Origin of the sequence: Acidovorax sp. 56, assembly GCF_002749705.1 — a bacterium.
In the GTDB taxonomy this organism is placed as follows: domain Bacteria; phylum Pseudomonadota; class Gammaproteobacteria; order Burkholderiales; family Burkholderiaceae_C; genus Acidovorax.
In genome coordinates this window covers 136,906-163,198 of the sequence record NZ_PEEV01000001.1, presented here as the reverse complement: position 1 = coordinate 163,198, position 26,293 = coordinate 136,906, and the positions used below count along the sequence as shown (strand labels likewise).

The following is a 26,293-nucleotide window of genomic DNA, read 5'->3' as shown; positions in this document are numbered from 1 at the left end:
CCACGCTTTAACGCGGACTCCCAACCGCCGCCACAAGGGCTGCAGATGGCTGCGCCCCATACACAGCGGCCATCAAAACCGCTCGCGGCCCTCGGCAGGGTGTACCGTCACACTGGGCGCGGCAGACGACGAACATCCCCCGCAACTGCTGCAGCCACCTCCGCCGCCACTGCCACACCCAGCGCTTTGCGCCATGGCCGGGTGCACCCGGCCCAGCTTTTTGCGCAGCCCGGCGGGCAGCCAGCGCCACACCATGTAGGCGGCGGCCAGCGCCACGATCAAGCCGGTGATCCATTGTTGCCACATCACGCGCCACCTCCCAGGGCCAAAGCGATTCGGTAGGTCACAAAACTGGCCGCATAGGCCAGGCTGAAGAGGTACACCACCATCAGCAGCGGGTAGCGCCAGCTGTTGGTCTCGCGCCGCACTGCGGCGATGGTGGAGATGCACTGCGGCGCAAACACAAACCACACCAGCAACGACAGCGCCGTGGCCAAAGACCAGCTCTGCGCGATCAGTGGGCCCAGCTGGCTGGCCACCTCTTCACCCGTGACCGACAACGCATACACCGTGCCCAACGCACCCACTGCCACCTCGCGTGCGGCCATGCCGGGCACCAGGGCGATGGCGATCTGCCAGTTGAAACCGATGGGCGCCACCAGCACCTCCAGCAAGCGCCCCAGCTGGCCTGCAAAGCTGTAGGTGATGGCCGCTTCGGTAGCGCCTTCGGGTGGCGCCGGGTAGGTGGACAGGAACCACAGCAGCACCGTGACGGCCAGGATGATGCCGCCCACACGCTTGATGAAAATCATCGCCCGCTCGTACAACCCATGCAGCAGGCTGCGCACGCTGGGCCAGCGGTAGGCAGGCAGCTCCATCAACAGCTGAGGGGGCCGCTGGTCAGACCGCGCCAACTTGGCCACACCGGCCACCGCCATCGCGCTGGCGATACCGCCCACGTAGAGCGCAAACAACACCACGCCCTGCAGGTTGAACAGGCCAGCCACCGTGCGCTCAGGGATGAAGGCACCGATCAGCAGTGCATACACCGGCAACCGGGCCGAGCAGGTCATGAGTGGCGCGATCATGATGGTGACAAGCCGATCGCGCCAGTGGGTGATGGAGCGCGTGGCCATCACGCCCGGCACAGCGCAGGCAAAGCTCGACAACAGCGGGATGAACGAACGGCCCGACAGCCCCACGGTGCCCATCACCCGGTCCAGCAAGAAGGCGGCACGCGGCAGGTAGCCCGAGTCTTCGAGCGCCAGGATGAACAGGAACAGCGTCAGGATTTGCGGCAAGAACACCAGCACGCCCCCGGCCCCGGCCACCACGCCGTCCACCAACAGGCTGCGCAGCGGCCCATCGGCCATGTGCTCCTGGATGAGACCCGAAGTCCACTCGACCCCTGCCTTGATCCAATCGGTAGGCACCGTGGCCCAGGTGAACACGGCCTGGAACATCAAGAACAGCGTGGTCAGCAGCAGCAGCATGCCCCACACAGGGTGCAGCACCACGGCATCAATGCGGTCATCGGCCCGCAGGCTGGTGGCCGGAGCGCGCACCGCCAGCTCCATCAGCCGGTGCACCTGCTGGTGGGTGCGGATGACCTGGGTCTGCGCATCCAGCGCAGAAGCATCCAGCGCCACCGCCTCCTGGGCAGGCACCTGCGGCGCCTTCAGCGCCTGCGCAGCGGGCGAATCGAGCCAGCCCAGCAACTCGCTGGCGCCATCGCCGCGCACGCCCACAGTGGCCAGCACCGGCATGCCCAGCTCGCGCGACAGCACCTCGCGGTCGATCTGAATGCCCTGGCGCTCGGCCATGTCGCTCATGTTCAGCACCAGCACCATGGGCAGGCCCAGGGCCCGCGCCTCCAGCACCAGGCGCAGGTTCAGCCGCAGATGGGTGGCGTCCGTCACGCACACCAGCAGGTCGGGCAAGGCCTCGCCAGGGCGGCGGCCCCGCACGATGTCGCGGGTGATGGCTTCGTCCAGGCTGTGCGCGTGCAGGCTGTAGGCACCGGGCAAATCCAGCACCCGCACCTTGCGGCCACTGGTCGTGTGCAGCACGCCTTCTTTGCGCTCCACCGTCACCCCCGCGTAGTTGGCCACCTTCTGGCGGGCACCGGTCAGCAGGTTGAACAACGCCGTCTTGCCGCAATTGGGATTGCCCAGCAGGGCCACGCGCATCAACTCACCCGCCGGGGTGGCGGCGCCTGCGCCCATGTTCACCGCCGCGCTCATGCCAACACCTGCACTTGCACCATGGCCGCCTCTTGCTGGCGCAGGGCAAACGTGGCCTGCCCCACCCGCACGGCAAGGGGATTGCCCCCCCACGCCCCCCGGGCCAGCACTTGCACGGCCTCACCGGGCACAAAGCCGATCTCCAGCAAGCGCAGCAAGGTGCTGTGCTCACGCCCATCGCGCGCAGGCACCAGCCCCGTCACCAACGCAGGGGTGCGGACTTTGAGCCCGTCCAGGCCCAAAGCAGCAGAAGGGAACGCCGAGGCCGCCGTCGGTGAGGCGGCCTGCGTGCTGGGGTGCAGGGCGGCGGCGGCACCCTCGTGCATTGTTTTCATGGGGGTCAATCTTTACGCAAATGAGTTTGGTTCTCATTTTACAAAATGAGTTCCGCTGGCACTTGATTCAAATCAGAGCGGCCTCGCTGGCCTGACCACCCGGACAAGTCCATCAAAAATGTAGACATCGCTACTTCATTGCAAGGCTTGCGACATAAACCTAAGCTTGCGCCATGCATCGCCCTTCTCACTCATGGTTGGCCTTGGTCGTCAGCCTCCCCTCGGCAAGCGCTACGGTGCGCATGCGGATTTGGCGTGCCGTCAAGGCACTGGGCTGCGCCGCATTGCGCGACGGCGCCTACTTGCTGCCCGCACAGGCAGAGCAAGCTGCACAGCTTCAACCGCTGGCCGACGAGGCTTTGCAAGAAGGGGGACAGGCCTGGCTGCTGCAGGTGCATGCAACCCACATGGCCGAGCAAGCCGCCTACCAAACGTTGTTTGATCGGACGCCCGACTACACCCCCTGGCTGGACGAGTTGACGCAAGCCCGCCAGCTTTTGCCCACGCTGGTGGGCGCCGAGCTTCAGCGCTTGCAGCGCCGACATGCGCGCGCCTATGAGGCGATCCGCAAGATCGACTTCTTTCCGGGCGAAGCCTCCATCCGGGCCGAAGCCCAGTGGCGCGACTTCACCAACGCCGTGGAGGCCTTGCAGTCACCCGGCGAGCCTCAGGCCACAGCGGGCCGTATCGCACGGCGTGACCGCATGCAATACCAGGGGCGGCTCTGGGCGACGCGCCGCCATCTCTGGGTCGATCGCGTGGCCAGCGCCTGGCTCATTCAGCGCTTCATCGACCCCAGCGCGCGCTTTGTGTGGCTGAACGCCATCACAGACTGCCCTGCGGATGCACTGGGCTTTGACTTCGACGGCGCCACGTTTTCGCATGTGGGTGAGCGGGTGACGTTTGAGGTACTGCTGGCGAGCTTTGGCCTGGACGGTGATCGCGGCCTGCTGCGCCTGGGTGCCATGGTGCATGCCCTGGATGTGGGGGGCGCAACCACGCCCGAAGCGGGTGGCTTCGAAGCCGTGCTGGCCGGTGCACGCAAGCGCTGGCCAGACGACGACACCCTGTTGGCCGATGTGGGCGGGGTGCTGGACTCGCTCCATGCGCATTTCTCTACCCACCGCAAACCGTAGCACCTCACCACCTCAGGAATGAACATGAACGATCTCAAGGTAACGGCAGCGCCGGATACCAGCACTGCAAGTGCTCCTGTCTACACGCTGTGGCAACTGGTGCTGTACATGCTGCGCCTGGGCACACTGGGCTTTGGTGGCCCCGTGGCACTGGTCGGCTACATGTACCGCGATCTGGTGGAGCAACGCGGCTGGATTTCGGATGCCGACTACAAGGAAGGCATGGCCCTGGCCCAGCTCATGCCAGGCCCTTTGGCTGCGCAGTTGGCCATCTACCTCGGCTATGTGCATTTCCGCCTGTGGGGCGCCACGCTGGTCGGCCTGGCGTTTGTGCTGCCGTCTTTTGCGATGGTGGTGGCACTGGGGGCCGCCTACAAAGCCTACGGCGGCATCTCCTGGATGCAGGCAGTCTTCTATGGCGTGGGCGCCTCCGTCATCGGCATCATTGCCTTGAGTGCCTACAAGCTCACGACCAAGAGCGTGGGCAAGGACAGGCTGCTCGGGGCCATCTACCTGGTCAGCGCGGGCGTGACCATTGCCACCCAGTCCGAAGTGATCTGGGTCTTTCTCGGCGCGGGGCTGTTGGTGTGGGCCGTGCGCGGCCCATTGAAGCGAGCTGGGGGGCGGCTGCACAGCATGGCATGGGCGGCCCCCATGGCCGGGGCACTCAGCCTGGACCACCTCGACTGGCAAAAGCTCGGGCAGATTGCCGCGTACTTCACTTATGCAGGGGCATTCGTCTTTGGCAGCGGTCTGGCCATCGTGCCGTTCCTCTACGGCGGGGTGGTCAAAGAGTACGCATGGCTGAGCGATCGCCAGTTCGTGGACGCCGTGGCCGTGGCCATGATCACCCCAGGCCCGGTCGTCATCACCACGGGGTTCATTGGCTTTTTGACCAGCGGCTTTTGGGGCGCCGTCGTCGCGGCAGCAGCGACTTTTTTGCCTTGTTATCTGCTCACGGTAATCCCGGCGCCGTACTTCAAAAAACATGGCAAGCACCCTGGTGTGGTGGCGTTTGTGGATGGCGTGACTGCCGCTGCCGTGGGTGCTATTGCGGGGGCGGTGGTGGTACTGGGCCAGCGGTCCATCGTGGACCTGCCCACCGCTGCGCTGTTTCTTGCCACCACGGCTGTGCTGTGGCGGTTCAAGAAGCTGCCCGAGCCTGTCGTGGTGCTGGCCGCCGCGCTGGTGGGCCTGATCGTCTACCCCCTGATTTCCCGAGTCTGACCCTGCCCCCTGAAGGAGCGTTCCGTGAACTACACCACTCGTCCACTCACCCTGGACCTCGACCAACTCACCGGGCTGTCGAATCGACTGATCACCAGCCACTACGAGAACAACTACGCTGGCGCCGTCAAGCGCCTGAACGCCATCCGCAGCGAACTCGCAGTGCTGGACTGGAGCACAGCTGCCACCTTCACCGTCAACGGCCTCAAGCGCGAGGAACTGATCGCGGCCAACTCGGCGTTCCTGCACGAGCTGTACTTCGACAACCTGGGGGGCAATGGTGTGCTGCCGTCCTGCGGCCTCTCCATTGCGCTCACGCGTGACTTTGGCTCCGTGGACGCCTGGCGCAGCCAGTTCACGGGGCTGGCCAAGGCCATGGGCGGTGGATCGGGATGGGCCTTGCTGTCCTGGTCTTCCCGCGAAAGCCGCCTCATCAACCACTGGGCAGCAGACCACACGCACCTTCTGGCGGGTGCCACGCCGGTGCTGGCACTGGACATGTACGAGCACGCCTACCACCTGGACTTTGGCGCCAAGGCAGGCGCCTATGTGGATGCGTTCATGGCCAACATTCAGTGGGACAAGGTCTACAAGCGCTACGGCGCTGCTGTCGAGGCGGATGCGTTGGCGTTTGGCATCGACACGGGCGGTGCATTGGCTGGTGTGCCGGGCACGCTCGACGTGAGGCGCCAAGAGGACTATCTGCAAAGCCCGCAGGTCATTGCCGGGGCATCGTGGCGTGATCCATCGCGCGTGCATGAGTGGAGCCAGGAGCTCGATGCATCGAAGCCGGTTCTGCTGTACTGCCTACGCGGCAAGGACATCGGGCGCTCAACGGTCCTCACTTTGCGTGCACGCGGCCTGGATGCACGCTACCTCGTGGGTGGCATCGAGGCCTGGCAAGCCGCTGGCCTGCCTCTGGAAACACCAGGAAGTGCCACATGAAATGGGTCACCCGCGAACGCCCGAAAATCGACCGCATCGCCTGCCCCTGGCTGATTGCCCGGTTCATCGACAAGGCACCTGAGTTTCTCTACGTGCCTGCGGCCTCCGTGCTTCGGGTGGCCCAAGACACAGGTGCGATCCCCTACGACGTGCCTGGCGTGGAAATGACCCACGACGGCGACCTTTGCAGCTTCGACGCCTTTCTCAAAAAATACAGCCTCACCGAGCCCGCACTGCAGCAACTGGCCGTGATCGTGCGGGGTGCGGACACCTCCCGACTGGACTTGGCGCCACAGTCTGCGGGCCTGTACGCGCTGTCGCTCGGTCTGTCCCAGACCTTCCGCGATGACCACGAAATGCTGGGGCACGGCATGGTGATGTACGACGCGCTGTATGCGTGGTGCCAGTCGTGCCAGGCCGAGACCCACCACTGGCCCCCAAGCATGGCGACATGACCCGCTGTGGCCCGCCCTGACACGGCAGAGAGGGCCAAACTCTGCCACCTAGCCAGCCGCCAAGGAGGGGCCACACGGTAAGTCGCCAGTAAGTCCAGGCAGCGGACGATGGATGCTTTCGTAACCAGGACGCCCTCCGTGCACAAACCCCAGCCCCTCGCATCCACATTCCCTGCCGCCGCGCGCTCCCATCTCGCCATGGCGGCCCTCGCCGCTCTTGCGCTTTCGGGCAATGCCGCGGCGCAATCCGAAGTCGCACCGTCCACACAATCCACATCAACGGCGCCGCAATGGGGTCTGGGCATTGGCGTCGGGGTGTTTCAAAGCCCCTACCTGGGTGACGACAACAAAACGCGGGCGCTGCCTTTGCTGCACTACGAAAACACCTGGCTGCGCGTGGCGGGCACCGCTGCCGATCTCAAGCTGGGCCAATGGCCCGTGGGCGCCAGCAGTTCCATCGCACTGACTGGTCGCCTCAAATACGAAGGCATCGGCTACAAAGCGGACGACGCGCCCATCCTGGCGGGCATGGACGAACGCAAAGGTGGTTTCTGGGCTGGGGGAACAGCCACCTGGACGCACCCCCTCGTGCGCGCCACCGCAGAATGGACGGCAGACGCATCGGGCCACAGCAAGGGGCAAAAGGCGATGCTGCAACTGGACCGGCGTTTCAGCGTTGGCCCACTGGGCATCACCCCAAGGGTGCAAGCCCAGTGGCTGGACAAGAAATACGTGGACTACTACTTTGGCGTGAAGGCGAGCGAAGCCCAGCCCAACCGCCCCCAATACACCGGCAAGGCCGCCACGGCGCTGGAGCTGGGTTTGCGGCTGGACTACCCACTGCAGCCCAAGCAAACCATCTTCCTGGACATCAGCAGCACCCAGTTGCCTGACGAAATCAAACGCAGCCCCATCGTGGGCCGATCGAGCCTGTCGCGGGCCACCATCGGCTACCTGTACCGTTTCTGAGATGCGGCACCTGGGCCCGTTTGTGTGCACGCTGGAAGCGCCCGCGCCCCAGGCTCTCCAAAGGGTGCATGCGCATGCCCTGCAAAGCCATCCGGGCATAGCAAGGCGGCTGCACAGCCCCCAGGCCCATCACCGTGCGCGGCTGGACGCGCTCTTCGAGCGCACCGTGCAGGCCTTTCGCCAAGCCATGGTGGTGGCGCTGGACACCGAGCCACCGGGCGCCGCTCGGCACCTGAGGGCCTACCTGCGCTGCCTCTGCGACAACGCACTGCACCGACCGAAGGGGCAGCTTGCGGCCGCAGCATTGATGGCACATGGGCGCTACCAGACCATCTGGGCCGATTTCATCGGCGAGGCCTGCGCCTATGATGCTTGCGATGCGCTGCTTTCGCTCCATTGCAGAGCGGCGGCACAAACCCTGTGGATGCAGCAGGCCCTGCTGCGCCACGCCAACCCCCAACGCATTGCCCAGATGAAAGACCACCTGCTGGCGCTGACCGAGCGTCCCCAGCATTCGCTTGCACATTGGCCCCATGAACCGCATTGCACTCATTGAAGACCACAGCAGGCTGGCCGATTTGGTACGCCAAGCCTTGGGCAATGCTGGCATTGAAACCGACGTGTTTCATGCCATGGAGCCAGCCTGGCTGGCTTTGCGAGACATTACCTACGGCGTGGTGGTCATCGACAGAGGCTTGCCAGACGGCGATGGCCTGCACCTGGTCAAGCGCCTGCGCGCCGCCGGTCGCCCCACTCCCTGCTTGATGCTGACAGCCCGCGATGCACTGCATGACCGCATCGAAGGCCTGGACTCGGGCGCAGACGACTATCTCACCAAGCCCTTTCCAATGGAAGAGCTGGTGGCCCGGGTGCGTGCACTGCTGCGGCGCCCAGCCCAGGTGCAAGAGTTTGCGCCCGCCCACGGCGACGTCCAGATCAGCCCAGAGCACGGCCACATGGTTTGCGCAGGCACCGCCGTGCCTCTGCCCGCCACCGAGCTGCAAATCATGCTGTGCCTGGCCCGCAAAGCGGGGCGAACCGTCAAACGGTCCACACTGGAGGCAGCCGCCTGGGGCCTGACAGAGGCCGTCACGCCCAACGCGCTGGACGTGGCGCTGCACAGGCTGCGCCGCAAACTGACCACAGCGGGCTCGTGCATGCAGATCGTCAACCTCCGCACCCAAGGCTATGCCCTGCGTGAAGCTTCAGTGGCCTCGTAGCCTGCGCACCCGCCTGCTGGCGGTCTACAGCATTGGCATGCTGACCAGCGCCCTGCTGGTCGGGTTGATGGTCTTTTTCCTGGCAGAGCCCTTTAACCGCTACATGCTGCAATATGGCGCGGAGCACTTTGCACAAGGACTGGCCAAACGGACCCAGTTTGCCGCCGACGGCACCCCCATGGGGTTCGATGAGGAAAAAATCGACAAGTGGCTATTCACCAGCTTCAAAGAAGATGTGTTCGTTCGCATCACCACCGCCGATGGCCGGGTGGTCTTCTCGCCCACCAGCGAAGAAGCCACGGCCCTGGCCCCGGCAGGCGCTGCGTTTGACCCGCAGCTCAAACGGTTTGAGTTGCAGCGGGAGGGCGTGCCAATGCATGCGGCCACCACACCCATCGAACATCGCGGCGCCACCTGGTATGTCCAGTTTGCCGCCAGCGACCGATTGGTACTCAAAATGCGCCACTCGTTTGGCACCCCGGCATTGCAGCAGGGCATTCTGGCCACCTGCCTGACCTTCCTCGCGGTCTTTCTGGTCGCCACGCACCTGACGCTGCAACGCATGCTGCACCCGCTGCGCGCTGCGTCCATAGAAGCCCAGAACATCTCCCCTCAAACGCTGGACGCACGCCTGCAGGCACGCGACCTACCTGACGAACTGACGCCACTGGTCGAAGCCTTCAACCGCGCGCTGGACCGATTGCAAGCGGGCTTTCGCACGCAGCAGGAATTCCTGGCCAATGCGGCCCATGAACTGAAGACCCCACTGGCCCTCATCCGCGCGCAGATCGAAATGGTGCCCTCCACCCAGCGCAACCCCTTCTTGCTTCAGGACGTGGACCGTATGGCCCGCCAGGTGCAGCAACTGCTGCTGCTGGCCGAGGCCAGTGAGCCCCGCAACTACCGCATGGAAGAGGTGTCGGCCCAAGCCGCCCTCGCCGAGGTCTGCGACTACATGGCCCGCGTTGCCGAACGCAGTGGGGTGCACATCACCCACAGTGCGGACACCGGCACGCAAGGGCAACAAGCCCCACTGTGCTGGGAGGCAGACCGCGGAGCGCTGTTCACCTTGCTCAAGAACCTGCTCGAAAATGCCATCCAGCACAGCCCACCGGGGGGCACCGTCACGGTACTGGCGGACCCGGCGGGCTTTCGCGTCACAGACCAAGGCCCAGGGGTGGCCCCCGCAGACTTGGGCAAACTGTTTGAGCGCTTTTGGCGTGGCCCCACGCGGCGCGACGAAGGCGCAGGCCTGGGCCTGTCCATCTGCCAGGAAATAGCCCGTGCCCACCAGTGGCAGATCATGGCGCGCCCCTCCCAGCCGGGCCTGGAGGTCCACGTTCGATTCCAGCCCAGTGACCCGCCCCAGGAAATCCGCAACGATGCTTGATTTGCCTCGTGCGGCGGGCACCTAGGTTGCCGCTCAAGCGGATCAGCGCCGATGCGTCGCCCGTGCCGGCGATGGTGCGGGCTGTGCTGCGAGCGTTGAGAAGTCCCCGTGCCGCTTCACGTTATGATGCCCCCTGGTCCGCAGCCCCCGGCACAGGCGGCTGAAAGAACCGTTGGTGAATCAATGGGCTGCAACATCCATCTCGCCGAACACGGTATCGGCCAGGAACTTCTCGATGTCCAGCAAGATGAGCATGCGCTCGTCCACCGACCCAATCGCCAGCAAGTGCTCGCGGTCGAAGTTCGAGTCGAGTGACGGCACAGGGCGCAGTTGCGATGGCTCCAGTGTCAGCACGTCCGACACGCTGTCCACCACGGCGCCGACCACGCGCTGGCCGATGCTCAGCACGATTACCACGGTCAGGTGGTTGTACTGAACCTCGGCCACACCCAGCTTGATGCGCAGGTCAATGATGGGAACGATCACGCCGCGCAAGTTCACCACGCCCTTGAGGTGCTCGGGGGCATTGGCGATGGTGGTGGGCTTTTCGTACGAGCGGATTTCCTGCACCCGCAGGATGTCCACGCCGTATTCCTCGTTGGCAATCTTGAACGCCAGAAACTCTCGAATTTCGGTCAGTGCGCCTGTGCTGGCAGCAGACGCGGCCAAGGACGACGGTGTAACTGTGGCTGTATTGAGCATTGGGTCCCCCAATCAGAAGTTTGCCCATTCACCGCTGCCAGCGGCTGCTGGGGCTGCGGTAGGCGTATTGCCCGACATTCCAATCTTCTGGCTGCTTGTCTTTGCAGCCAGGGGGCGCGATGCCGCCACGGCTTGGCGCACTGGGGCCGAGGTAGGTGAGGCAAACGAGGCATTGGCGCGGGTCGCGCCGTAGGTGGCATCGCTTGCGAGCTTGAACACCGCCACCGCCTGCTGCAGTTGCTGGGCCTGCGTGCTCAGGCTGCTGGCTGCGGCCGCGCTCTCTTCCACCAACGCTGCATTTTGCTGCGTGACCTGGTCCATCTGCGATACCGCCTCGCCCACTTGCGCCACGCCTTGGCTTTGTTCGTTGCTTGCGGCACTCACTTCCGCAATCAGGTCCGTGACGCGGCGGATGGCCGAGACTACCTCGGTCATGGTCGTGCCCGCCTGGTCGACCAAGGACGTGCCCCGCTCCACCTCGGTCACACTGTTGTCGATCAGTATCTTGATGTCCTTGGCCGCACTGGCACTGCGCTGGGCCAGGTTGCGGACCTCGCTGGCCACCACGGCAAAGCCACGGCCTTGTTCGCCAGCACGGGCAGCTTCCACGGCAGCGTTCAGCGCCAGGATGTTGGTCTGGAAGGCGATGCCGTCAATGACGCTGATGATGTCCGCAATCTTCTTGGAGCTTTCGTTGATGACCTTCATGGTGTTGACCACCTGGCCCACCACGTCACCGCCCTCCACCGCCACGGTGGAGGCGTTCACGGCCAGCTGATTGGCTTGGCGGGCGCTGTCTGCATTTTGCTTGACGGTGCTGGCCAGCTCTTCCATGGAGGCTGCCGTTTCTTCCAGGGCGCTGGCCTGCTGCTCGGTGCGGCTGGACAGGTCTGTGTTGCCCTGTGCAATCTCAGAGCTGGCTGTGGCTACACCGTCTGCGCCACTGCGCACGGTGGCCACCACACCTGTCAGTGCTTTTTGCATGGCACTCATGGCCGCCATCACACTGACCTCGTCACCGCTGCGAGTGTGCAACTCCACGCTCAGGTCACCAGCGGCCACACGCTGGGCAGCATCGGCCAGCTCTGCGGGCTCTGCACCCAGGGCCTTGGACAGGTCACGCACAATGACCCAGCCCACCAGCAGGCTCAGCACCAGCATGGCAGCGCCCAAGGAGGCCATGAGCAATGTAGAGGTGGCTGCTGATTTGGCAGCTTCACTTGCCAGCTTGTCTGCGATGTCTTTTTGCAAGGTGCGCGAATCTTCCACGGCCTTGAAGACCACGTTCTGCAGCGTGCGCACCTCACCGATCAACAGGGCTCCCGCAGCAGCTTTGTCGCCTTGCTCAGCGGTTTCTATCGCACGGTCAATGGCCTTGTTGTAGTTGCCACGGTTTTGCCGAATGACCTCGAGGTACTCCTTGCCTTTGGACAACGTGACGGTCTTGTCCAGCGTCGCCAGGAGGTCGCTGTTGGCCTTGCGCAGCTCTGCAATCTTTTGCTTTTCTTGGCTGCGAAACGCAGGGTCGTCAGAAATCAGGATGTTGCGAGCAAAGCGCCCAATCGCATTGAGGTTGTCTTTGATATCAGTGAACTGCACCACTTTGACCATGCGGTTCTCAGAGACCTCTTGAAGGTCTTGGGCCATGGAGCGCATGTTCAAGGCTCCAATCACTGCAATCACGATGCCGATCAGTGCCAGCAATCCAAAGCCCAGAATCAGGCGGGTAGAGACTTTCAAGTGGTTCATGAGGTCCTCTCTTTACATCCATATGGGAAGAGCCTGCTGGGCCGGGTGACACCCATGGCATAAGCCAGCAGAACTCAACGGTCTGGAAAACTAAGCCTCTTGTTGCCCACCTGCCCCTGCTTGCAGCGGGCATCAGCGCAAAAGGTAAGGAATCATTTCCATCGGTGCAAATTATCAAATAAATATGATAAATATGAAAGTAAATTCTGCATTGCATCATATTTATCTTTTAGAGTAAGCACCGATGTGCACTGGGCTGAAATAGTGTTTAGCAGCAGGATTGAACGGAAATTGACCCATGCCTGGGTGAGGAAGATGAGAGCTTCCGTGCGAAATTCAGGCACGCACTCACAATTACTTAAAACATTGTTATCAATTTAAATTTAATGGATTGACGCCCTGCGGAGTCGCTCTTGTTGCGGCTTGACCTCTGCTGAGCACTCAAGTCGCCGTGGATACCAAGGTCCGTGCTGTTGACGGCCCCAACCCGCAGCGCGTGCCTGCGTCAGGCTCCACACTCGTGGCCTTCATTGCTTCTCCATACCGCTTGCAGCGATGGCCGCTGCCCCAGGCTTGGCAAAGGGCGCACCCGCCAGCAGCACCCCAGCAACCACGCCCACCACCCCCGGTCAACCGAGACGGGCAAACCCCTCGCCAAAAATCAGTAGTTGTTGGAAATAACCGACACCACAAAAAATCCAGGCCATTACCGTCACGTCCCATGCAAAAGCTTTGGGACATTTCCCCCCCCGTTCACACAGGCAGCCCGGTGTTTCCGGGCGATACGCCTTACAGCCAGCAGTGGTGCGCCACCATGGGCCCGGGCTGCCCGGTCAATGTCAGCGCCATCACACTGTCGCCCCATGTGGGCGCGCATGCCGATGCGCCGCTGCACTACGACGAGGACGGCGCCAGCATCGGGACTGTGGCGCTGGATGCGTTTTTGGGCCCGTGCCGTGTGATCCATGCCATGGGTTGCGGTCCGCTGATTGAGTGGCAGCACATTGCCCACGCCATCAACCCAGCCCTCCCCGCGCTGCCCGCCCGCGTGCTGGTGCGCACCTACGCCCAAGCCCCTGCGCAGTGGGACGGCCAGCTAACCGCCTATGCGCCCGCCACCATCGAGCAGCTGGCCGACCTGGGTGTGCAGTTGGTGGGCATCGACACCGCCAGCATCGACCCCGCCGACAGCAAGACGCTCGACAGCCACCAGGTCATCCGCCGACGCGGCCTGCGCGTGCTGGAGAACCTGGTGCTGGACGACGTGCCCGAGGGCGACTACGAGCTGATCGCGCTGCCATTGAAGCTGACCACCGCCGATGCCTCGCCCGTGCGGGCTGTGCTTCGTTCATTGCTATGACCCCCCTGTGCCGCGTCGCGTCATCCCTCCAGGGGACGCCCCTCCTGGCCCGGCAAAGCCGGTTCCACGATGGCACTGGCCTGGGCCACGCGCTGTAAGGCAAGGCATTGCCCTATAAAGATTTCAAACGTTTTTGGCCTCTAGCGCTCATCAATCAAGCGCAAGCAGCTATCAAAAAAGAAGCAAACCCCGAGTTAACGACCATGACCCTCACCCTGCAAGACTGCCGCACCCGCGACGCCCAAGACCCCCTGCGCTCTTTGCGCGACCACTTTGCCCTGCCTCCGGGCGTGATCTACCTGGACGGCAATTCGCTGGGCGTGCTGCCCAAGGCCGCGCCCGCCCGCATTGCCGATGTGGTGCAGCGCGAATGGGGCACCGACCTCATCAAATCCTGGAACACCGCCAGCTGGTTCGACCTGCCCCAGCGCCTGGGCAACCAGCTGGCCCCACTGATTGGCGCGGGCAAAGATGAAGTGGTGTGCACCGACAGCACCTCGATCAACCTGTTCAAGGTGCTGAGCGCGGCGCTGAACATTGCCCGCGAAGACAGCCCTGCGCGCAAGTGCATCGTGAGCGAGCGCAGCAACTTCCCGACCGACCTCTACATTGCCGAAGGCCTGTGCAAGGAGCGCGGGCTGGAGCTGGTGCTGGTGGAGCCTGAAGACATTGCTGCCTCGCTCACCACCGACGTGGCCGTGCTGATGCTGACGCACGTGAACTACCGCACCGGCGCCATGCACGACATGGCCGCCATCACTGCCGCCGCGCACGCCCAGGGCATCTTGTGCGTTTGGGATCTGGCGCACAGCGCGGGCGCCGTGCCGGTGGACTTGAACGGTGCGGGCGCTGATTTTTCGATTGGCTGTGGCTACAAATATTTGAACGGCGGCCCCGGCGCGCCCGCCTTTGTGTGGGTGCACCCGCGCCATGCCAACCGGTTCTGGCAACCCTTGTCGGGCTGGTGGGGCCATGCATCGCCCTTCCAGTTCACGCCCGACTACCAGCCAGCCCCCGGCATCACCCGCTACCTGTGCGGTACGCAGCCCATGATCAGCCTGTCGGCCCTGCAGTGCGGGCTGGATGTGTTCACCGCCGCGCAAAGCCTGGGCGGCATGGCAGCGCTGCGCGCCAAGTCGCTGGCGCTGACGGACCTGTTCATCCAACTGGTGGAAGAGCGCTGCGCAGGCCACGGCCTGGGCCTAGCCACCCCACGCGAGCATGCCCAGCGCGGCTCGCAGGTGTGCCTGACGCGTGACGAAGGCGCAGGCGTGAACGGCCAGGGCAGCGGTGCCTACGCCATCGTGCAGGCACTGATTGCACGCGGCGTGATTGGCGACTTCCGCAAAGGCGACGGCGGTAAAGGCCCGCACAAAGACATCTTGCGCTTTGGTTTGACGCCGCTGTACATCGGCTTTGAAGACGTGTGGAACGCGGTGGAGCACCTGCGGCTGACGCTGGAAAGCGGCGAGTGGCAAAAGCCCGAGTTCAACCAGACCCACGCGGTGACCTGAGCCAGCGCGAACCAGGAGACCACACCATGTGCCCTTTCTCTCAAACCCCTGCACCCGCCAGCGAAGCACCGGGCGCTGCCCTGCCCGAATCCATCGTGCACGAAGAGCGCGCCCAGCTCGACTTCAGCCAAAGCATGAGCTATGGCGACTATCTGCAGCTGGACGCGATCCTCACCGCGCAAAAGCCGCTGTCGCCCGCGCACGACGAGATGCTGTTCATCGTGCAGCACCAGACCAGCGAGCTGTGGATGAAGCTCATGCTGCACGAGCTGCGTGCGGCCATCGGCCACATTGCACGCGATGAGTTGCCGCCCGCCTTCAAGATGCTGGCGCGTGTGAGCAAGATCATGGAGCAGCTGGTGCACGCGTGGGACGTGCTGGCCACGATGACGCCGCCCGAGTACAGCGCCATGCGCCCGTACCTGGGCCAGTCCAGCGGATTCCAGAGCTACCAGTACCGCAGCATTGAATTTTCAATGGGCAACAAGAACCGCGCCATGCTCAAGCCCCACGAGCACCGCGCTGACCTGCTGGCCCAGGTGCAGGCCGCTTACGAAGCACCGTCGCTGTACGACGAGGCCCTGCGGCTGATGGCGCGGCGCGGGATTGCCGTGCCCACCAGCCACACCGAGCGCGACTGGACACAGCCCTACGCCGAAAGCGATGCGGTGGAGCAAGCCTGGCTGACCGTGTACCGCAACCCTGAGCAGCACTGGGACCTGTACCAGTTGGGCGAGGAACTGACCGATCTTGAAGACGCCTTTCGCCTGTGGCGCTTTCGCCATGTGACGACGGTGGAACGGGTGATCGGCTTCAAGCGCGGCACCGGCGGCACGGGCGGCGTGAGCTACCTGCGCAAGATGCTAGACGTGGTGCTGTTCCCTGAGATCTGGCACCTGCGTACCAACCTGTAAGCAGCAGGCCCTCAGAATTTGCCCACCTCTGCCCCGCCCTCTCCCGCAAGGGCAGAGGGAGTGAGAGACATTCGAGACAGATACCGATTCAAGAAAAAAGAGCTGCCAGCGCTTGCGGATCAAGCGCTGGCAGCTCTTTTTTTCATAGCATCGCAATGCCCCTGCGGTCATACCCTCCCGCAGGGACGGGCCCGTCAGGGCAGGCTCAGGTACTCGCCCTCGCGCACGCTCACGCGCTGCTCGCGGCCGCCCATGGTGTAGGTCACCCACAGCACCTTGGGCACATTAGGGGCCGGGTCATAGCCCGCCAGTTCGTTGCCCACTCGGGTGCTCAGGCGGTCGCCCTGGGTCATGGAGCGCAGGCGCTCGGTCAGGTTCACCATCTGGCCGCCAGCGCCATACACGGCATTGAGGATGACCAGTTGGTTGCGCGGCTGGTTGTTGCCATAGCCGCCTTGGTTGCCCCCTTGGTACCCGCCCTGGTTGCCACCGCCCTGCCAGCCGCCGTTCCAGCCTTCATTGCCCCAGTTGCCACCGCCCCAGCCCGTAAAGCGGGCGCCATCGATGGTGCTGCCTTCGGGGTATTCGAACATGCGCTCTTGGCCACCACGGGTGCGCACATAAATGCGCAGGGTCTTGCTGCGGCCCCGGTGGGGGTCTACGCCAAAGGTGTCGTTGGTTAGCGCAATGGCGCGGTCGTCGCGTGCCAGGTCGCGCAGGCGGCGGGTCACGTCCACGTGGTGCTCCGAGGTGCCATACAGGGCCTGCAGGATGCGGAACTCGCCGTCATCGCGGCCATCGTTGCCCTGGCCACCGCCCTGGTTGCCATGCCAGCCGCCGTTGTGCCCTCCCTGGCCCCAGTTGCCACCGGTCCAGCCAGTGAACTGGGTGCCGTCCACAATACTGTCTTCGCGGTATTCAAAGGTGCGGGTGGCGCCGTTGGGGCCACGGGCGTAAATGCGCAGCACCTTGACGCGGCCCCGGTCCGGGTCGGTACCAAACGTGTCGTTGTGGACGCGAATGGGCTGGTCCATCCCAGCCAGTTGCCGCAGCCGCTCGGTCACGTCCACGTTGCGCTCGGCCGTGCCGTAGCGGGCGCTCAGCACCTGATAGGCGCCACTGTCGCCCCCGCGCTGGGCAGCCGCAGGGGCCAGCAACCCAAAGAACAACAATAAAACGGCCCAAAAGCCGTACAAGGGGTTGCGAAGCAACATGAAAACCTCCTGAGGTGTTGGAATCATCGCGGCAGCGATATTGATTTTGTGAGGATGGGGAGCCAAGGCAAACAGCTCCAGGGCGCCTCCCTCTAACGGGCGCCGGGGCTGCCCGTTGACCGCGCAAACCCGGGGGCGATTATCGGTGCGGAAAAATGCCGCTCCAACGCTTTTTGGCGCAAGCAGCGCGGCGTGGGTGGCGCCCCCAAGGACCGCAAATGGGCGCAGAGTGGGCGATGCAAGGCTGCGGGCGGTTGCTACACGCCTGGCCCGCTGGCGCTAAGAACCTGTTCTAAGCCATCGCGGCGGCACCCGAGAGACAGGTGCCGGCCACACCAAGCGTTACGCTTGTTGCCATGGCTACTCCACCCAACCCACCCAGCGCGCCGCCCTTCCCCCGTCCTTTGGCGCTGCCGCTGCAGCCCCGGCAGGCCTGGGCCATGTTGCTGGCACTGGTGAGCGGTTTTGCGCTGAGCCAGGCGTTTCGTACCATCACCGCCATCATGGCCACGGGCTTGCAGGCCGAGTTTGCGCTGTCGGCCCAGGCCCTGGGCGTGTTTGCCGGCGCGTTTGCCTTTGCGTTTGGGGCCATGCAGCTTTTCATGGGCATTGGCATTGATCTGTACGGCGTGCGGCGCACGCTGCTGGTGGCGTTTCCGCTGGCGATTGCGGGCGCGGCGCTGTCGGCACTGGCACCCAGCTATGGGGCGGTGCTGCTGGGGCAGGTGTTGATCGGGGTGGGCTGCGCACCCGCGTTCTTGGTGTGCACGGTGTTCATCGCCCGCTACTTTGCACCGTCGCAGTTTGCAGCCGTATCTGGCGTGGCCATGGGGGTGGGCGGGCTGGGCATGCTGTTCACCGGCACACCGCTGGCCTGGCTGGTGCAGCAATCGTCTTGGCGCATGGGGTTTGGGGTGCTTGCCGCGCTGGCGGCACTTGCCTGGGGGTTGATTTACTGGAAGGTGCGGGAGCCCGCAACGCAGGCGCAACACAGCTTGCCGCGCGAATCGGTGCTGCAGGCGGTGCGCGGCTTTGGCGCACTCTTTCTGCTGCCGCACACGGCGGGCATTTTGCTGCTGGCGCTGATGACCTATGCGGCCATGCTGTCGCTGCGCGGGCTGTGGCTGGGGCCGTTGCTGATCGAGCGGCATGGCTTTAGCCTGGTGGCCAGCGGCCATGTGGCCACGGTGATGTCGCTGGTGTCGCTGTTCAGCCCGGCCTTTTTTGGTCGGCTGGACCCGGGCCCCGGCGCCCGCAGGCGCTGGCTGACGGGCTACACCGTGCTGATGGCTGCGCTGTTTGCCGCCATGGGCGAGTGGCCGCTGGCGTGGCTGGATGTGGCCGGGCCGATTGCGGTGGGGCTGCTGTCGGGCTACATGGTGCTGCAGTACGCCGATGTGCGGTCGGCCTACCCGGCGGCCATGACAGGGCGCGCTATGTCGGTCTTCACCATGGCGTTGTTTTTGGGGGTGGCACTGATGCAATGGGCCACAGGCGCAGCCGCCTCGGCCGCCAAAGCCCAGGGGGCTGACCCCTATGGGGTGGTGATGTTCACCATTGCGGGCATGCTGGCCGTGGGGGCGGCGGCCTTTCGCTGGCTGCCTCGCCCGCCCGGGGCTTAACAAATTCCAATCAAATCAGGCTCTAGCGCTTATTCATAAAGCGCTAGCAGCTATATATTTAATAGCAAAAAGCTGTCAACGACTGGCGTCACCCGTATCGCCCCGGTACAGCCAGGGCACATCCAGCACCCGTTCGCCCAGCAGCTTGAGCGACCAGTCGCGCCCCCAGCGCACCGGGCCGGTGGCGTGAAAGATGCGTCCGTTGCGCGTGGAGCGGGCTTGCACCCTTGCATTGCGCTGCCAGCGGTTGACGGCGTAGCGGCGCAGGCGCAGCGGCACGTCCAGGTCGTGCATGGACAAGGCGCTTTCGAGCTGGGCGGCGTCTTCAATCGCCATGCCTGCACCCTGCGCCAAGTAGGGGCGCATGGGGTGGGCGGCGTCGCCCAGCAGTGCCACCAGGCCCTGGGCCATCTCGTCGGGGTTGCGCACGGGGGGCCGGTCGCAAAGGGGCCACAGGCGCCAGCCGCTGCCTGCGGCCTCTACGCTGTGCACGGCGTGCTGCAGTGCGGTGCTGGTGCCGTGCAGGGCATCTTCCAGGTCGCGGGCGTTGGCGTCGTGGTCCCAGGTTTCCAGGTTGGCGGGTGCGGGGCCTTGCACGATGACCACCAGGTTCTGCAGCTCCCCCCGGCGCACAGGGTACTGCACCATGTGCAGGCGCGGGCCCAGCCAGGCGGTGACCTGGCGCGTGCGCAAAGAGGGTGGCAGCGCGCTTTGAGGCACCAGGGCGCGGTAGGCCAAGTGCCCCGTCACCCGGGGGGTTTGGTAGCCCAGCAGCTGGGTGCGGGTGCGGCTCCACAGGCCGTCGGCGCCAATGAGGGCGTCACCCTCGATCTCTTTGCCCTGGCTGGTGCGCACCGTCACCACGGTCTCGGCACCCGGCACGCTTTGGGCGGTGGTGCTGGCATCCACAAAGGATTCGATGGCCAGGCCCTGGTGCAGTTGGGCGTCGGTGTAGCGCTGCACGCCCTCGTGCAGCAGGGCATGCAGGTCGGCGCGGTGGATGGTGGCGTAGGCTGCTCCGTAGCGCTGCACCGCCGTGCGGCCCAGCGCCAGCGTGCCCAACTCTTGCCCGCTGAGGGCGCTGCGCACCTGCAGTTTGTCGGGGAAGGCCGCGACTTGCTGCAAGGCCTTTTGCAGGCCCCAGGCCTGCAGGCAGCGCACCACGTTGGGCCCCAGTTGCACGCCTGCGCCCACCTCTGAGAACGCCGCCACGCGCTCGTACATGCGCACGTCCCACCCTGCGCGCGACGCGGCCAGCGCCGCAGCCATGCCGCCAATGCCGCCTCCGGCAATCAATACCTGCTTTTTCATCCGCGCATTGTCGGGCCTGCGGGGGTGCCTGGGGCCTGCGCAAGCCCTGCCCCAGATCAAGTTTTACGCTTCGACGCCCGCGGGCACGAGCGCGGCCTCCAACACCGCCACGGGCATGGGGCGGCCAAACAGGTAGCCTTGAAACGCCGGGCAGCCGTGCTGTTTGAGGAATTCAAGCTGGCCCTGCGTCTCCACCCCTTCGGCCACCACGCCCAAATCCAGGCTGTTGGCCAGCGCCAAGATCGTGCGCACGATGGCCGCGTCGTTGGAGTCGGTGAGCACGTCACGCACAAAGCCCTGGTCGATCTTGAGCTGGTCCAGCGGCAGGCGCTTGAGGTAGCTCAGCGACGAGTAACCCGTGCCAAAGTCGTCCAGCGAGAAGCCCACGCCCCGCTCGCGCAGCTGCTGCATGCGGGCGATCACGTCCTCCACATCGGCCAGCAGCAAGCTCTCGGTCAGCTCCAGCTTCAAGCGCTCGGGGTTGGCGCCGGTCTGCTGCAACACCTGCAGCAGTTGCTCCACAAAATCGGCCTGCCGAAACTGCCGCACGCTCACGTTGACCGACAGGAACAGCGCCCGCGTGAGCCTTGTGCGCGACCAGGCCACCAGTTGCTGGCAGGCTGCCTCCAGAACCCACTGGCCCAGCGGCAGGATCAGCCCGGTCTGCTCGGCCATGCCGATGAACTCGGCCGGGGCCACCACACCGCGCTGTGGGTGGTACCAGCGCACCAGGGCCTCGGCTCCCTGCAGTTGGCCGCTGCAGTCCACCACCGGCTGAAAGTACAGCCGCATCTCCTGCTGCTGCAGGCCCCGGCGCAGATCGGCCTCCAGCGCCGAGCGGGCGCGGGCGGCGGCCTGCATCTCGGGGTCGAAAAAGCGCTGGGTGTTGCGGCCAGCGGCCTTGGCCTGGTACATGGCCAGGTCGGCATGTTTGAGCAACTCGTCCACCGAGCAGGGCTGGTGCGGGCCAAACAGCGCAATGCCAATGCTGGGCGTACTGTGGTAGCTGGTGTCGCCCAAAGGCCCCATGGCATAGGGCTTGCCCAGCGTGGTGATGATGTAGCTGGCCACCAGGGCGGCTTCGGCACTGGCCTGAGCGGCCTCCGTGTTCAAGTCTTCCACCAACACCACAAACTCGTCGCCCCCAAAACGCGCCACGGTGTCGGTGGCGCGCACGCAGCCTTGCAGGCGCTGCGCCACCTGCACCAGCAGCTCGTCGCCCTGGTCATGGCCCTGGGTGTCGTTCAGGTCCTTGAAGTTGTCCAGGTCAATGAACAACAAAGCGCCGTGCACAGGCCGCCGCGCCACGGTCTTGAGCGCACGCTGCATCCGGTCTACCAGCAACCTGCGGTTGGGCAGGCCGGTCAGGGCGTCGTAAAACGCCAGACGCTCAATCTGGCTTTCCACGCCCTTGCGCTCGGTGATGTCGCGGCCCACGCCGCGATAGCCCCGCAGAGCGCCCAGCCCGTCCAGCAAGGGCACGCCGCTCACGCTGATCCAGTGCAAGGTGCCGTCAGGGCGCCTGCGCTGCAGTTCTAGGTCGCGAAAGGGCTGTTTGGATACCAGCACGGCACGGTGGGTGGCCCAGTCGGCCTCGTTCATGTTCAGCGCGCCCAGCTCCCAGCGGGTGCGGCCCAGCACATCTGCCTGGGTGATGCCGTTGATGCTCAAGTCGCCCGCCAGTTGCACAAAGCACCCTCGGGCATCGGTCTCCCAATACCAGTCTGACGACAGATCGCTGAGCGAGCGAAAGCGCGCCTCGCTCTCGCGCAGCTCGGCCTCCACGCGCACATAGTCGCTCACATCGGCAAAGGTGCGGACCAGGCCGCCATCGTCCACCGCCGTGGTGCGCACTTCCAGCGTACGGCCATCGCGGGTGGCGCGCCAGTACAGGGCGGGCGATGCCGCGACAGCCCCCTGGGCCACGTACGCCTGCCCGCGCGCATCCACCAGCGAATAGCCTTCGCCAAAATCACCGCGCTGCGCCTGCACCTGCGTCACCTGCGCCAGCGTGGGCTGGGTGGTCATGAGCGATTCGGGAAGGTCCAACAACTCCAGCACGCGCTGGTTGTAGATGTGCACACGGCCGTCGGGCCCGGTCTTGAAGATGCCTTGGCTCATGCGCCCCAGCGTGACCTGCAGCGCCAGCCGCTGCCGCTGCAATTGCCCCAGGGCCTGGGGCTGCTCTGGCCCCTGGGGCAAGGCGGGCTGCTGCAACAACATTGCCAGGCGCCGCAGTAACTCGGGCAGGTGCGCATGGGCCGCCGCGCCATCCGCGTCCAGAGGCACCTGCGCGCGCAGCACATAGTCGCCCAACCCACACCGAAAGCCCCGCGCCGCCAGCGCCTCTTGCGCCGGGGCCACACACAGCAGCACGGGGTGCCCGGCGCACAGCGCCAGCGGCCCGGCCACATCGGTGGCCGTGGGTGGCAGGCACAGCACCACCGCCCGCCACGCCTGCGAGGCCAGCGCCCCCGCCGCATCAGCCGCGCAAGTGCCATGCACGACCCGGCAATCGGGCAGCGTGGTGGCCAGCAGCGCCTGGGCTGCCTGCGCGTGTGCCACATCCTCGTCAATCCAGAGCACCGCTGCGGTCATGCACGGGCCCCGGGTGGTGGGGGTTGCGTGGGCTGTGCGCCCTCAGGGTGACTCAGGTCATGGTCGCGCTCAAACACGTCCACAGGCACAGGCCTGCCAAACAGATACCCCTGGAACCCCTCGCACCCGTGCAGCCTCAAGAACCCCAGCTGCCCCGCCGTCTCCACCCCCTCGGCCACCACCTCCAGGTCCAGGCTCTTGGCCAGCGCCAGGATCGTCCTCACAATCGCCGCGTCGTTCGGGTCGCTCAGCACGTCCCTCACAAAGCTCTGGTCTATCTTCACCTGGTCCAGCGGCAGCCGCTTGAGGTAGCTCAAGCTCGAGTACCCCGTGCCAAAGTCGTCCAGCGCAAAGCCCACCCCTTCTTTCTTGAGTTGCTCCATGCGCTCTATCGTGTCTTCGATGTCTCCCAGCAGCAGGCTTTCCGTGAGTTCGAGTTTGAGTCGGTGCGGGTCGGCCTGGCAGTCTTTCAGGGTACCCAGCACTTGGGCCACGAAGCCTGCTTGTCTGAATTGCCGGGCGCTGACGTTCACGGACAGGGTCAGGTGCGCTGTGGCCGGGTTTTGCGCCCAGGCGGCCAGTTGGCTGCAGGCGGTGTGCAGTACGGTTTGCCCCAGCGGCAGGATGAGGCCGGTTTGCTCTGCCAGGGGGATGAAGTCTGCCGGGCTGATCATGCCGCGCTGGGGGTGGCGCCAGCGTGCCAGGGCTTCTGCCCCCACGAGTTTGCCGTCGTGGTCCACCACGGGTTGGTAGTGCACCATGAGTTCGCCCCGTGCCAGGCCTTGGCGCAGGTCGGCTTCCAGGTTGGAGCGGGCGTTCACCGCCGCTTGCATGTCGGGGTCAAAGAAGCGTTGGGTGTTGCGTCCTGCGGCTTTGGCCTGGTACATGGCCAGGTCTGCGCGTTTGAGCAGTTCGTCGACCGTCAGGCGTTGTTCTCCGTACAGGGTGATGCCGATGCTGGGGGTGCTGTAGTGTTGGCCTCCGTCCAGCGCGAAGGGTTCGTTCAGGCTGGCCAGGAGTTTGTCGGCGACGATTTCTGCCTGGGTGGCGGCTTCGTGCAGGTCGGCGCTGAGGTTTTCCAGCATGACGACGAATTCGTCGCCCCCGAAGCGTGAGACGGTGTCGGCTTCGCGCACGCTGCCCACCAATCGGGCGGCCACTTGCGACAAAAGCTGGTCGCCCATGTCGTGGCCCAGGGTGTCGTTCAAGTCTTTGAAGTTATCCAGGTCGATGAACAGCAGCGCGCCTTGGGCTTTGGTGCGCTGGCCTGCGGCGATGGAGCGTTGCAGCCGGTCCAGCAGCAGGCGCCGGTTGGGCAGGCCTGTCAGGGCGTCGTAGAACGCCAGGCGCTCTATCTCTTGCTCTGCTCTCTTGCGGTCTGTGATGTCTCGGCACACCCCCAGCACACCGGTCACACGGCCTTGCGAATCGCGGATGGGGGTTTTGATGGTTTCAAACTGGCCCTGGTAGCCGTCTTCGGCAAAGGTCAAAGTCTCCTCGTACACCACTGGCTGCCAGGCTGCAATGGCCCGGCGGTCCATGGCCCGGAACCTCTGGGCGTCAGCCTCGGGCACAAAATCCAGGTCGGTCAGGCCCAGGAGGTCCCGCTCGGGGCGGCCCGCAAACCGCTCAAACACGGGGTTGCAGGCCAGGTACACACCCTCCACGTCTTTCAGGAACACCATGTCGGGCATGGCGTTGACCACGCTGGCCAGGTGGGTCTTTTGCTCAGCCAGCTCCAGCTCGATGCGCTTGACATCCGTCAATTCATAGGCAAACAGCACCACCGCAGGGGGCGACTGGCCCTCGGCCGATTCGGCCACGATGGTGGTGCGCCAGTATTGGGTGCCCCTCTCGGAGTCCGACCGGTGCTCAAACACCACGGTCTGCCCGGTGAACGCCTGCTCAATCGGCCCACGCAAACGCGCCATGAGCCAGGGCGAAATCACCTCGGGCAGGCGCTGCCCCTCCAGGGCCTGCACCGGCTGCTGCAGCCAGTCGGCCTGCTGCGCGTTCATGTAGAGCACACGCAGGTCGCGGTCGATGCGCGCCACGCCGCCGGGCACCCGCCGCAGCACGTCGGCCATCTGCGCCTCGTGCGCATGGGCCGCCACCTCGGCCTGGCGCTCGGCGGTGATGTCGCTTTGCACCCCGTCCCAGATCACCCGGCCGCCCTCCAGCGCACGCGGCGAGGCGCTCAGCCGCATCCAGCGCAACTCACCGTCCGGGCGACGCATGCGCACCACCACTTCCATCGATGCCATGGCGTGAAACGATTCACGGCGCGCGGCCACCAGCGCCTGCAGGTCTTCGGGCACGATCTGTTGGTGCAGCACCTCCATGTCGCCGAGCACCTGCGCCGCCGTCACGCCGTTGAGCCGCTCAATCGCATCCCCCATGTGCACAAAACGGGTGGTGCCATCTGCCTCGCGCACGATCTGGTAGAGCACGCTGTGGGGCAGGTTGCGCCCCAGCAGCTGCAGCCTTAACTCACTGTCGCGCAGCCGCTCTTGCGCCTCGCGCACCTGCACATAAGGGCGACGGATGCCTGCAATGAAAACGCCCTGGAACAGCAGCGCATAGGCCAGCACCCGAAAGCCGTGGGCCAGCGGGTTGCCCCAAGTGGAGTGCTGGCCTTGCATGCCGCCCCCCAAGCCCACCACCAGCTCACCACACATGAAAGCGCCCGCAGCCCAGGCCATGAATCGCTCGCGTCCCTGCACCGCTGTGCCCCGGTAAAGCCACACGGCCGTGGCCCCCAGCGCAACCACCAGGACCAGCCCCAGGGGCTTGCGCAGCCCCGTGTGCGCAAACCAGGTGGGCACGCCCACCGAAGCCAGCCACAGCATGCCAAACGCCCACAGGCCTGCGGCCGCCGCCCAGGCACGGGGCTGCCCCGGCAAGGAGTAGCGTGCCGCCACCAAGGTGAGCGCGGCCCACTCTGCCAGGCGCGCCCAGGTGCTCATCCACAGCGATACATCGGCCGAACCCGCTGCCAGATGCCCTTCGGGCGAGTGGGCCACGGCACCGTGCAGAAAATTGCACACCGCGGCCAGACCAAACCCCACCACCAGCACGTTAGAGCGGCCCTGCTCGCGCGGGTCCAGCACGTTCAAGGAGACCGAAACCACCAGCAGCCCCAGCAGCACCGAGGCCAGCTCCATCAAAGGCTCGACCCCGTGCAGGGCATGCCCCTCGCCCCCCAGCAGCACGGACAGGGGCGGCAGCAACAGCACCAGGGCGGCCACCACCAGCACCACCGTCACAGCGGGTGAATCTGAGGCAAAGGCGCCTGCAAGAGAGCGGCGAGAAAGAAAACGCATAGGGCAGGGGCCGATTCGAAAACGTGAGCCACAACAAGCATTTGGAATTTGGAGCCCGCACCGCAA

At 65.0% G+C, this 26,293-nt stretch carries 21 protein-coding genes; 12 read left to right on the top strand and 9 right to left on the bottom strand.

Annotation, left to right across the window (positions count from 1 at the left end):
- Positions 1-72: 72 nt before the first annotated feature.
- The 3 genes from CLU88_RS00655 to CLU88_RS00645 are packed head-to-tail and all read right to left on the bottom strand — an operon-like array spanning position 73 to position 2,578.
- Positions 73-306, bottom strand: coding sequence for a hypothetical protein (locus tag CLU88_RS00655; protein WP_099654940.1), 234 nt, complete (start codon positions 304-306; stop codon positions 73-75).
- The gene (locus CLU88_RS00650) at positions 306-2,243 is read right to left on the bottom strand and encodes a ferrous iron transporter B (protein ID WP_369827571.1); all 1,938 of its coding nucleotides are present in this window, start codon (positions 2,241-2,243) and stop codon (positions 306-308) included. Before CLU88_RS00650 ends, CLU88_RS00655 begins: the two co-directional genes overlap by 1 nt.
- Positions 2,240-2,578 carry a FeoA family protein gene (locus CLU88_RS00645; protein WP_099654939.1) on the bottom strand — a complete coding sequence of 113 codons (339 nt, stop codon included), beginning with the start codon at positions 2,576-2,578 and terminating at the stop codon, positions 2,240-2,242. Before CLU88_RS00645 ends, CLU88_RS00650 begins: the two co-directional genes overlap by 4 nt.
- A gap of 173 nt (positions 2,579-2,751) precedes the next feature.
- On the opposite strand from CLU88_RS00645, the gene CLU88_RS00640 reads away from it, so the two are divergent.
- The 8 genes from CLU88_RS00640 to CLU88_RS00605 all read left to right on the top strand — a co-directional run bounded on the left by CLU88_RS00640 (position 2,752) and on the right by CLU88_RS00605 (position 9,920).
- Complete coding sequence (locus CLU88_RS00640; protein WP_099654938.1) at positions 2,752-3,714, top strand: chromate resistance protein ChrB domain-containing protein; 963 nt, start codon at positions 2,752-2,754, stop codon at positions 3,712-3,714.
- Between the two features lie 24 nt (positions 3,715-3,738).
- Complete coding sequence (locus CLU88_RS00635; protein ID WP_099654937.1) at positions 3,739-4,941, top strand: chromate transporter; 1,203 nt, start codon at positions 3,739-3,741, stop codon at positions 4,939-4,941.
- 24 nt (positions 4,942-4,965) lie between these two features.
- On the top strand, positions 4,966-5,886 hold the full coding sequence (locus CLU88_RS00630; RefSeq protein WP_099654936.1) for a Fe-Mn family superoxide dismutase: 921 nt from the start codon (positions 4,966-4,968) through the stop codon (positions 5,884-5,886).
- A complete protein-coding gene (locus CLU88_RS00625; protein ID WP_099654935.1) occupies positions 5,883-6,341 on the top strand; it encodes a chromate resistance protein ChrB domain-containing protein in 459 nt (152 codons plus the stop codon). The genes CLU88_RS00630 and CLU88_RS00625 overlap by 4 nt, the downstream gene beginning before the upstream one ends.
- Before the next feature lie 198 nt (positions 6,342-6,539).
- Complete coding sequence (locus tag CLU88_RS00620) at positions 6,540-7,310, top strand: MipA/OmpV family protein (RefSeq protein ID WP_158235563.1); 771 nt, start codon at positions 6,540-6,542, stop codon at positions 7,308-7,310.
- Position 7,311: 1 nt separating this feature from the next.
- A complete protein-coding gene (locus CLU88_RS00615; protein WP_099654933.1) occupies positions 7,312-7,866 on the top strand; it encodes a hypothetical protein in 555 nt (184 codons plus the stop codon).
- On the top strand, positions 7,844-8,530 hold the full coding sequence (locus CLU88_RS00610) for a response regulator transcription factor (RefSeq protein WP_099654932.1): 687 nt from the start codon (positions 7,844-7,846) through the stop codon (positions 8,528-8,530). The genes CLU88_RS00615 and CLU88_RS00610 overlap by 23 nt, the downstream gene beginning before the upstream one ends.
- Positions 8,499-9,920, top strand: coding sequence for an ATP-binding protein (locus tag CLU88_RS00605; protein ID WP_099654931.1), 1,422 nt, complete (start codon positions 8,499-8,501; stop codon positions 9,918-9,920). The genes CLU88_RS00610 and CLU88_RS00605 overlap by 32 nt, the downstream gene beginning before the upstream one ends.
- A gap of 180 nt (positions 9,921-10,100) precedes the next feature.
- Here CLU88_RS00605 and CLU88_RS00600 read toward each other — a convergent pair whose 3' ends face one another.
- Together CLU88_RS00600 and CLU88_RS23425 are read right to left on the bottom strand one after the other, a co-directional pair.
- Entirely contained in the window at positions 10,101-10,622 is a 522-nt protein-coding gene (locus tag CLU88_RS00600) for a chemotaxis protein CheW (RefSeq protein WP_099654930.1), read from the bottom strand.
- A gap of 12 nt (positions 10,623-10,634) precedes the next feature.
- The gene (locus tag CLU88_RS23425) at positions 10,635-12,371 is read right to left on the bottom strand and encodes a methyl-accepting chemotaxis protein (RefSeq protein ID WP_099654929.1); all 1,737 of its coding nucleotides are present in this window, start codon (positions 12,369-12,371) and stop codon (positions 10,635-10,637) included.
- A gap of 721 nt (positions 12,372-13,092) precedes the next feature.
- Between CLU88_RS23425 and kynB the strand changes: the two genes are divergently transcribed.
- The 3 genes from kynB (at position 13,093) to kynA (ending at position 16,159) form a co-directional block, all read left to right on the top strand.
- Positions 13,093-13,731, top strand: a complete 639-nt coding sequence (kynB, locus tag CLU88_RS00590) for an arylformamidase (RefSeq protein WP_099654928.1) — start codon at positions 13,093-13,095, stop codon at positions 13,729-13,731.
- Positions 13,732-13,934: 203 nt separating this feature from the next.
- Positions 13,935-15,245 carry a kynureninase gene (gene kynU / locus CLU88_RS00585; RefSeq protein WP_099654927.1) on the top strand — a complete coding sequence of 437 codons (1,311 nt, stop codon included), beginning with the start codon at positions 13,935-13,937 and terminating at the stop codon, positions 15,243-15,245.
- A 26-nt stretch (positions 15,246-15,271) separates the two neighbouring features.
- Positions 15,272-16,159: a tryptophan 2,3-dioxygenase gene (gene kynA / locus CLU88_RS00580; protein ID WP_099654926.1), complete on the top strand. Its 888-nt coding sequence runs from the start codon at positions 15,272-15,274 to the stop codon at positions 16,157-16,159.
- Positions 16,160-16,353: 194 nt separating this feature from the next.
- Here kynA and CLU88_RS00575 read toward each other — a convergent pair whose 3' ends face one another.
- Positions 16,354-17,373, bottom strand: a complete 1,020-nt coding sequence (locus CLU88_RS00575) for a hypothetical protein (RefSeq protein ID WP_099654925.1) — start codon at positions 17,371-17,373, stop codon at positions 16,354-16,356.
- A gap of 356 nt (positions 17,374-17,729) precedes the next feature.
- On the opposite strand from CLU88_RS00575, the gene CLU88_RS00570 reads away from it, so the two are divergent.
- Complete coding sequence (locus CLU88_RS00570) at positions 17,730-18,995, top strand: MFS transporter (RefSeq protein ID WP_099654924.1); 1,266 nt, start codon at positions 17,730-17,732, stop codon at positions 18,993-18,995.
- 75 nt (positions 18,996-19,070) lie between these two features.
- Here the strand turns inward: CLU88_RS00570 and CLU88_RS00565 are convergent, their stop codons facing one another.
- The 3 genes from CLU88_RS00565 to CLU88_RS00555 all read right to left on the bottom strand — a co-directional run bounded on the left by CLU88_RS00565 (position 19,071) and on the right by CLU88_RS00555 (position 26,227).
- Positions 19,071-20,306, bottom strand: coding sequence for an FAD-dependent monooxygenase (locus CLU88_RS00565; RefSeq protein ID WP_099654923.1), 1,236 nt, complete (start codon positions 20,304-20,306; stop codon positions 19,071-19,073).
- Positions 20,307-20,369: 63 nt separating this feature from the next.
- Positions 20,370-22,904 (bottom strand): bifunctional diguanylate cyclase/phosphodiesterase, encoded by a 2,535-nt coding sequence (locus CLU88_RS00560; protein WP_099654922.1) that lies wholly within the window; start codon positions 22,902-22,904, stop codon positions 20,370-20,372.
- Complete coding sequence (locus CLU88_RS00555) at positions 22,901-26,227, bottom strand: EAL domain-containing protein (protein WP_099654921.1); 3,327 nt, start codon at positions 26,225-26,227, stop codon at positions 22,901-22,903. Before CLU88_RS00555 ends, CLU88_RS00560 begins: the two co-directional genes overlap by 4 nt.
- Between the last annotated feature and the right edge of the window lie 66 nt (positions 26,228-26,293).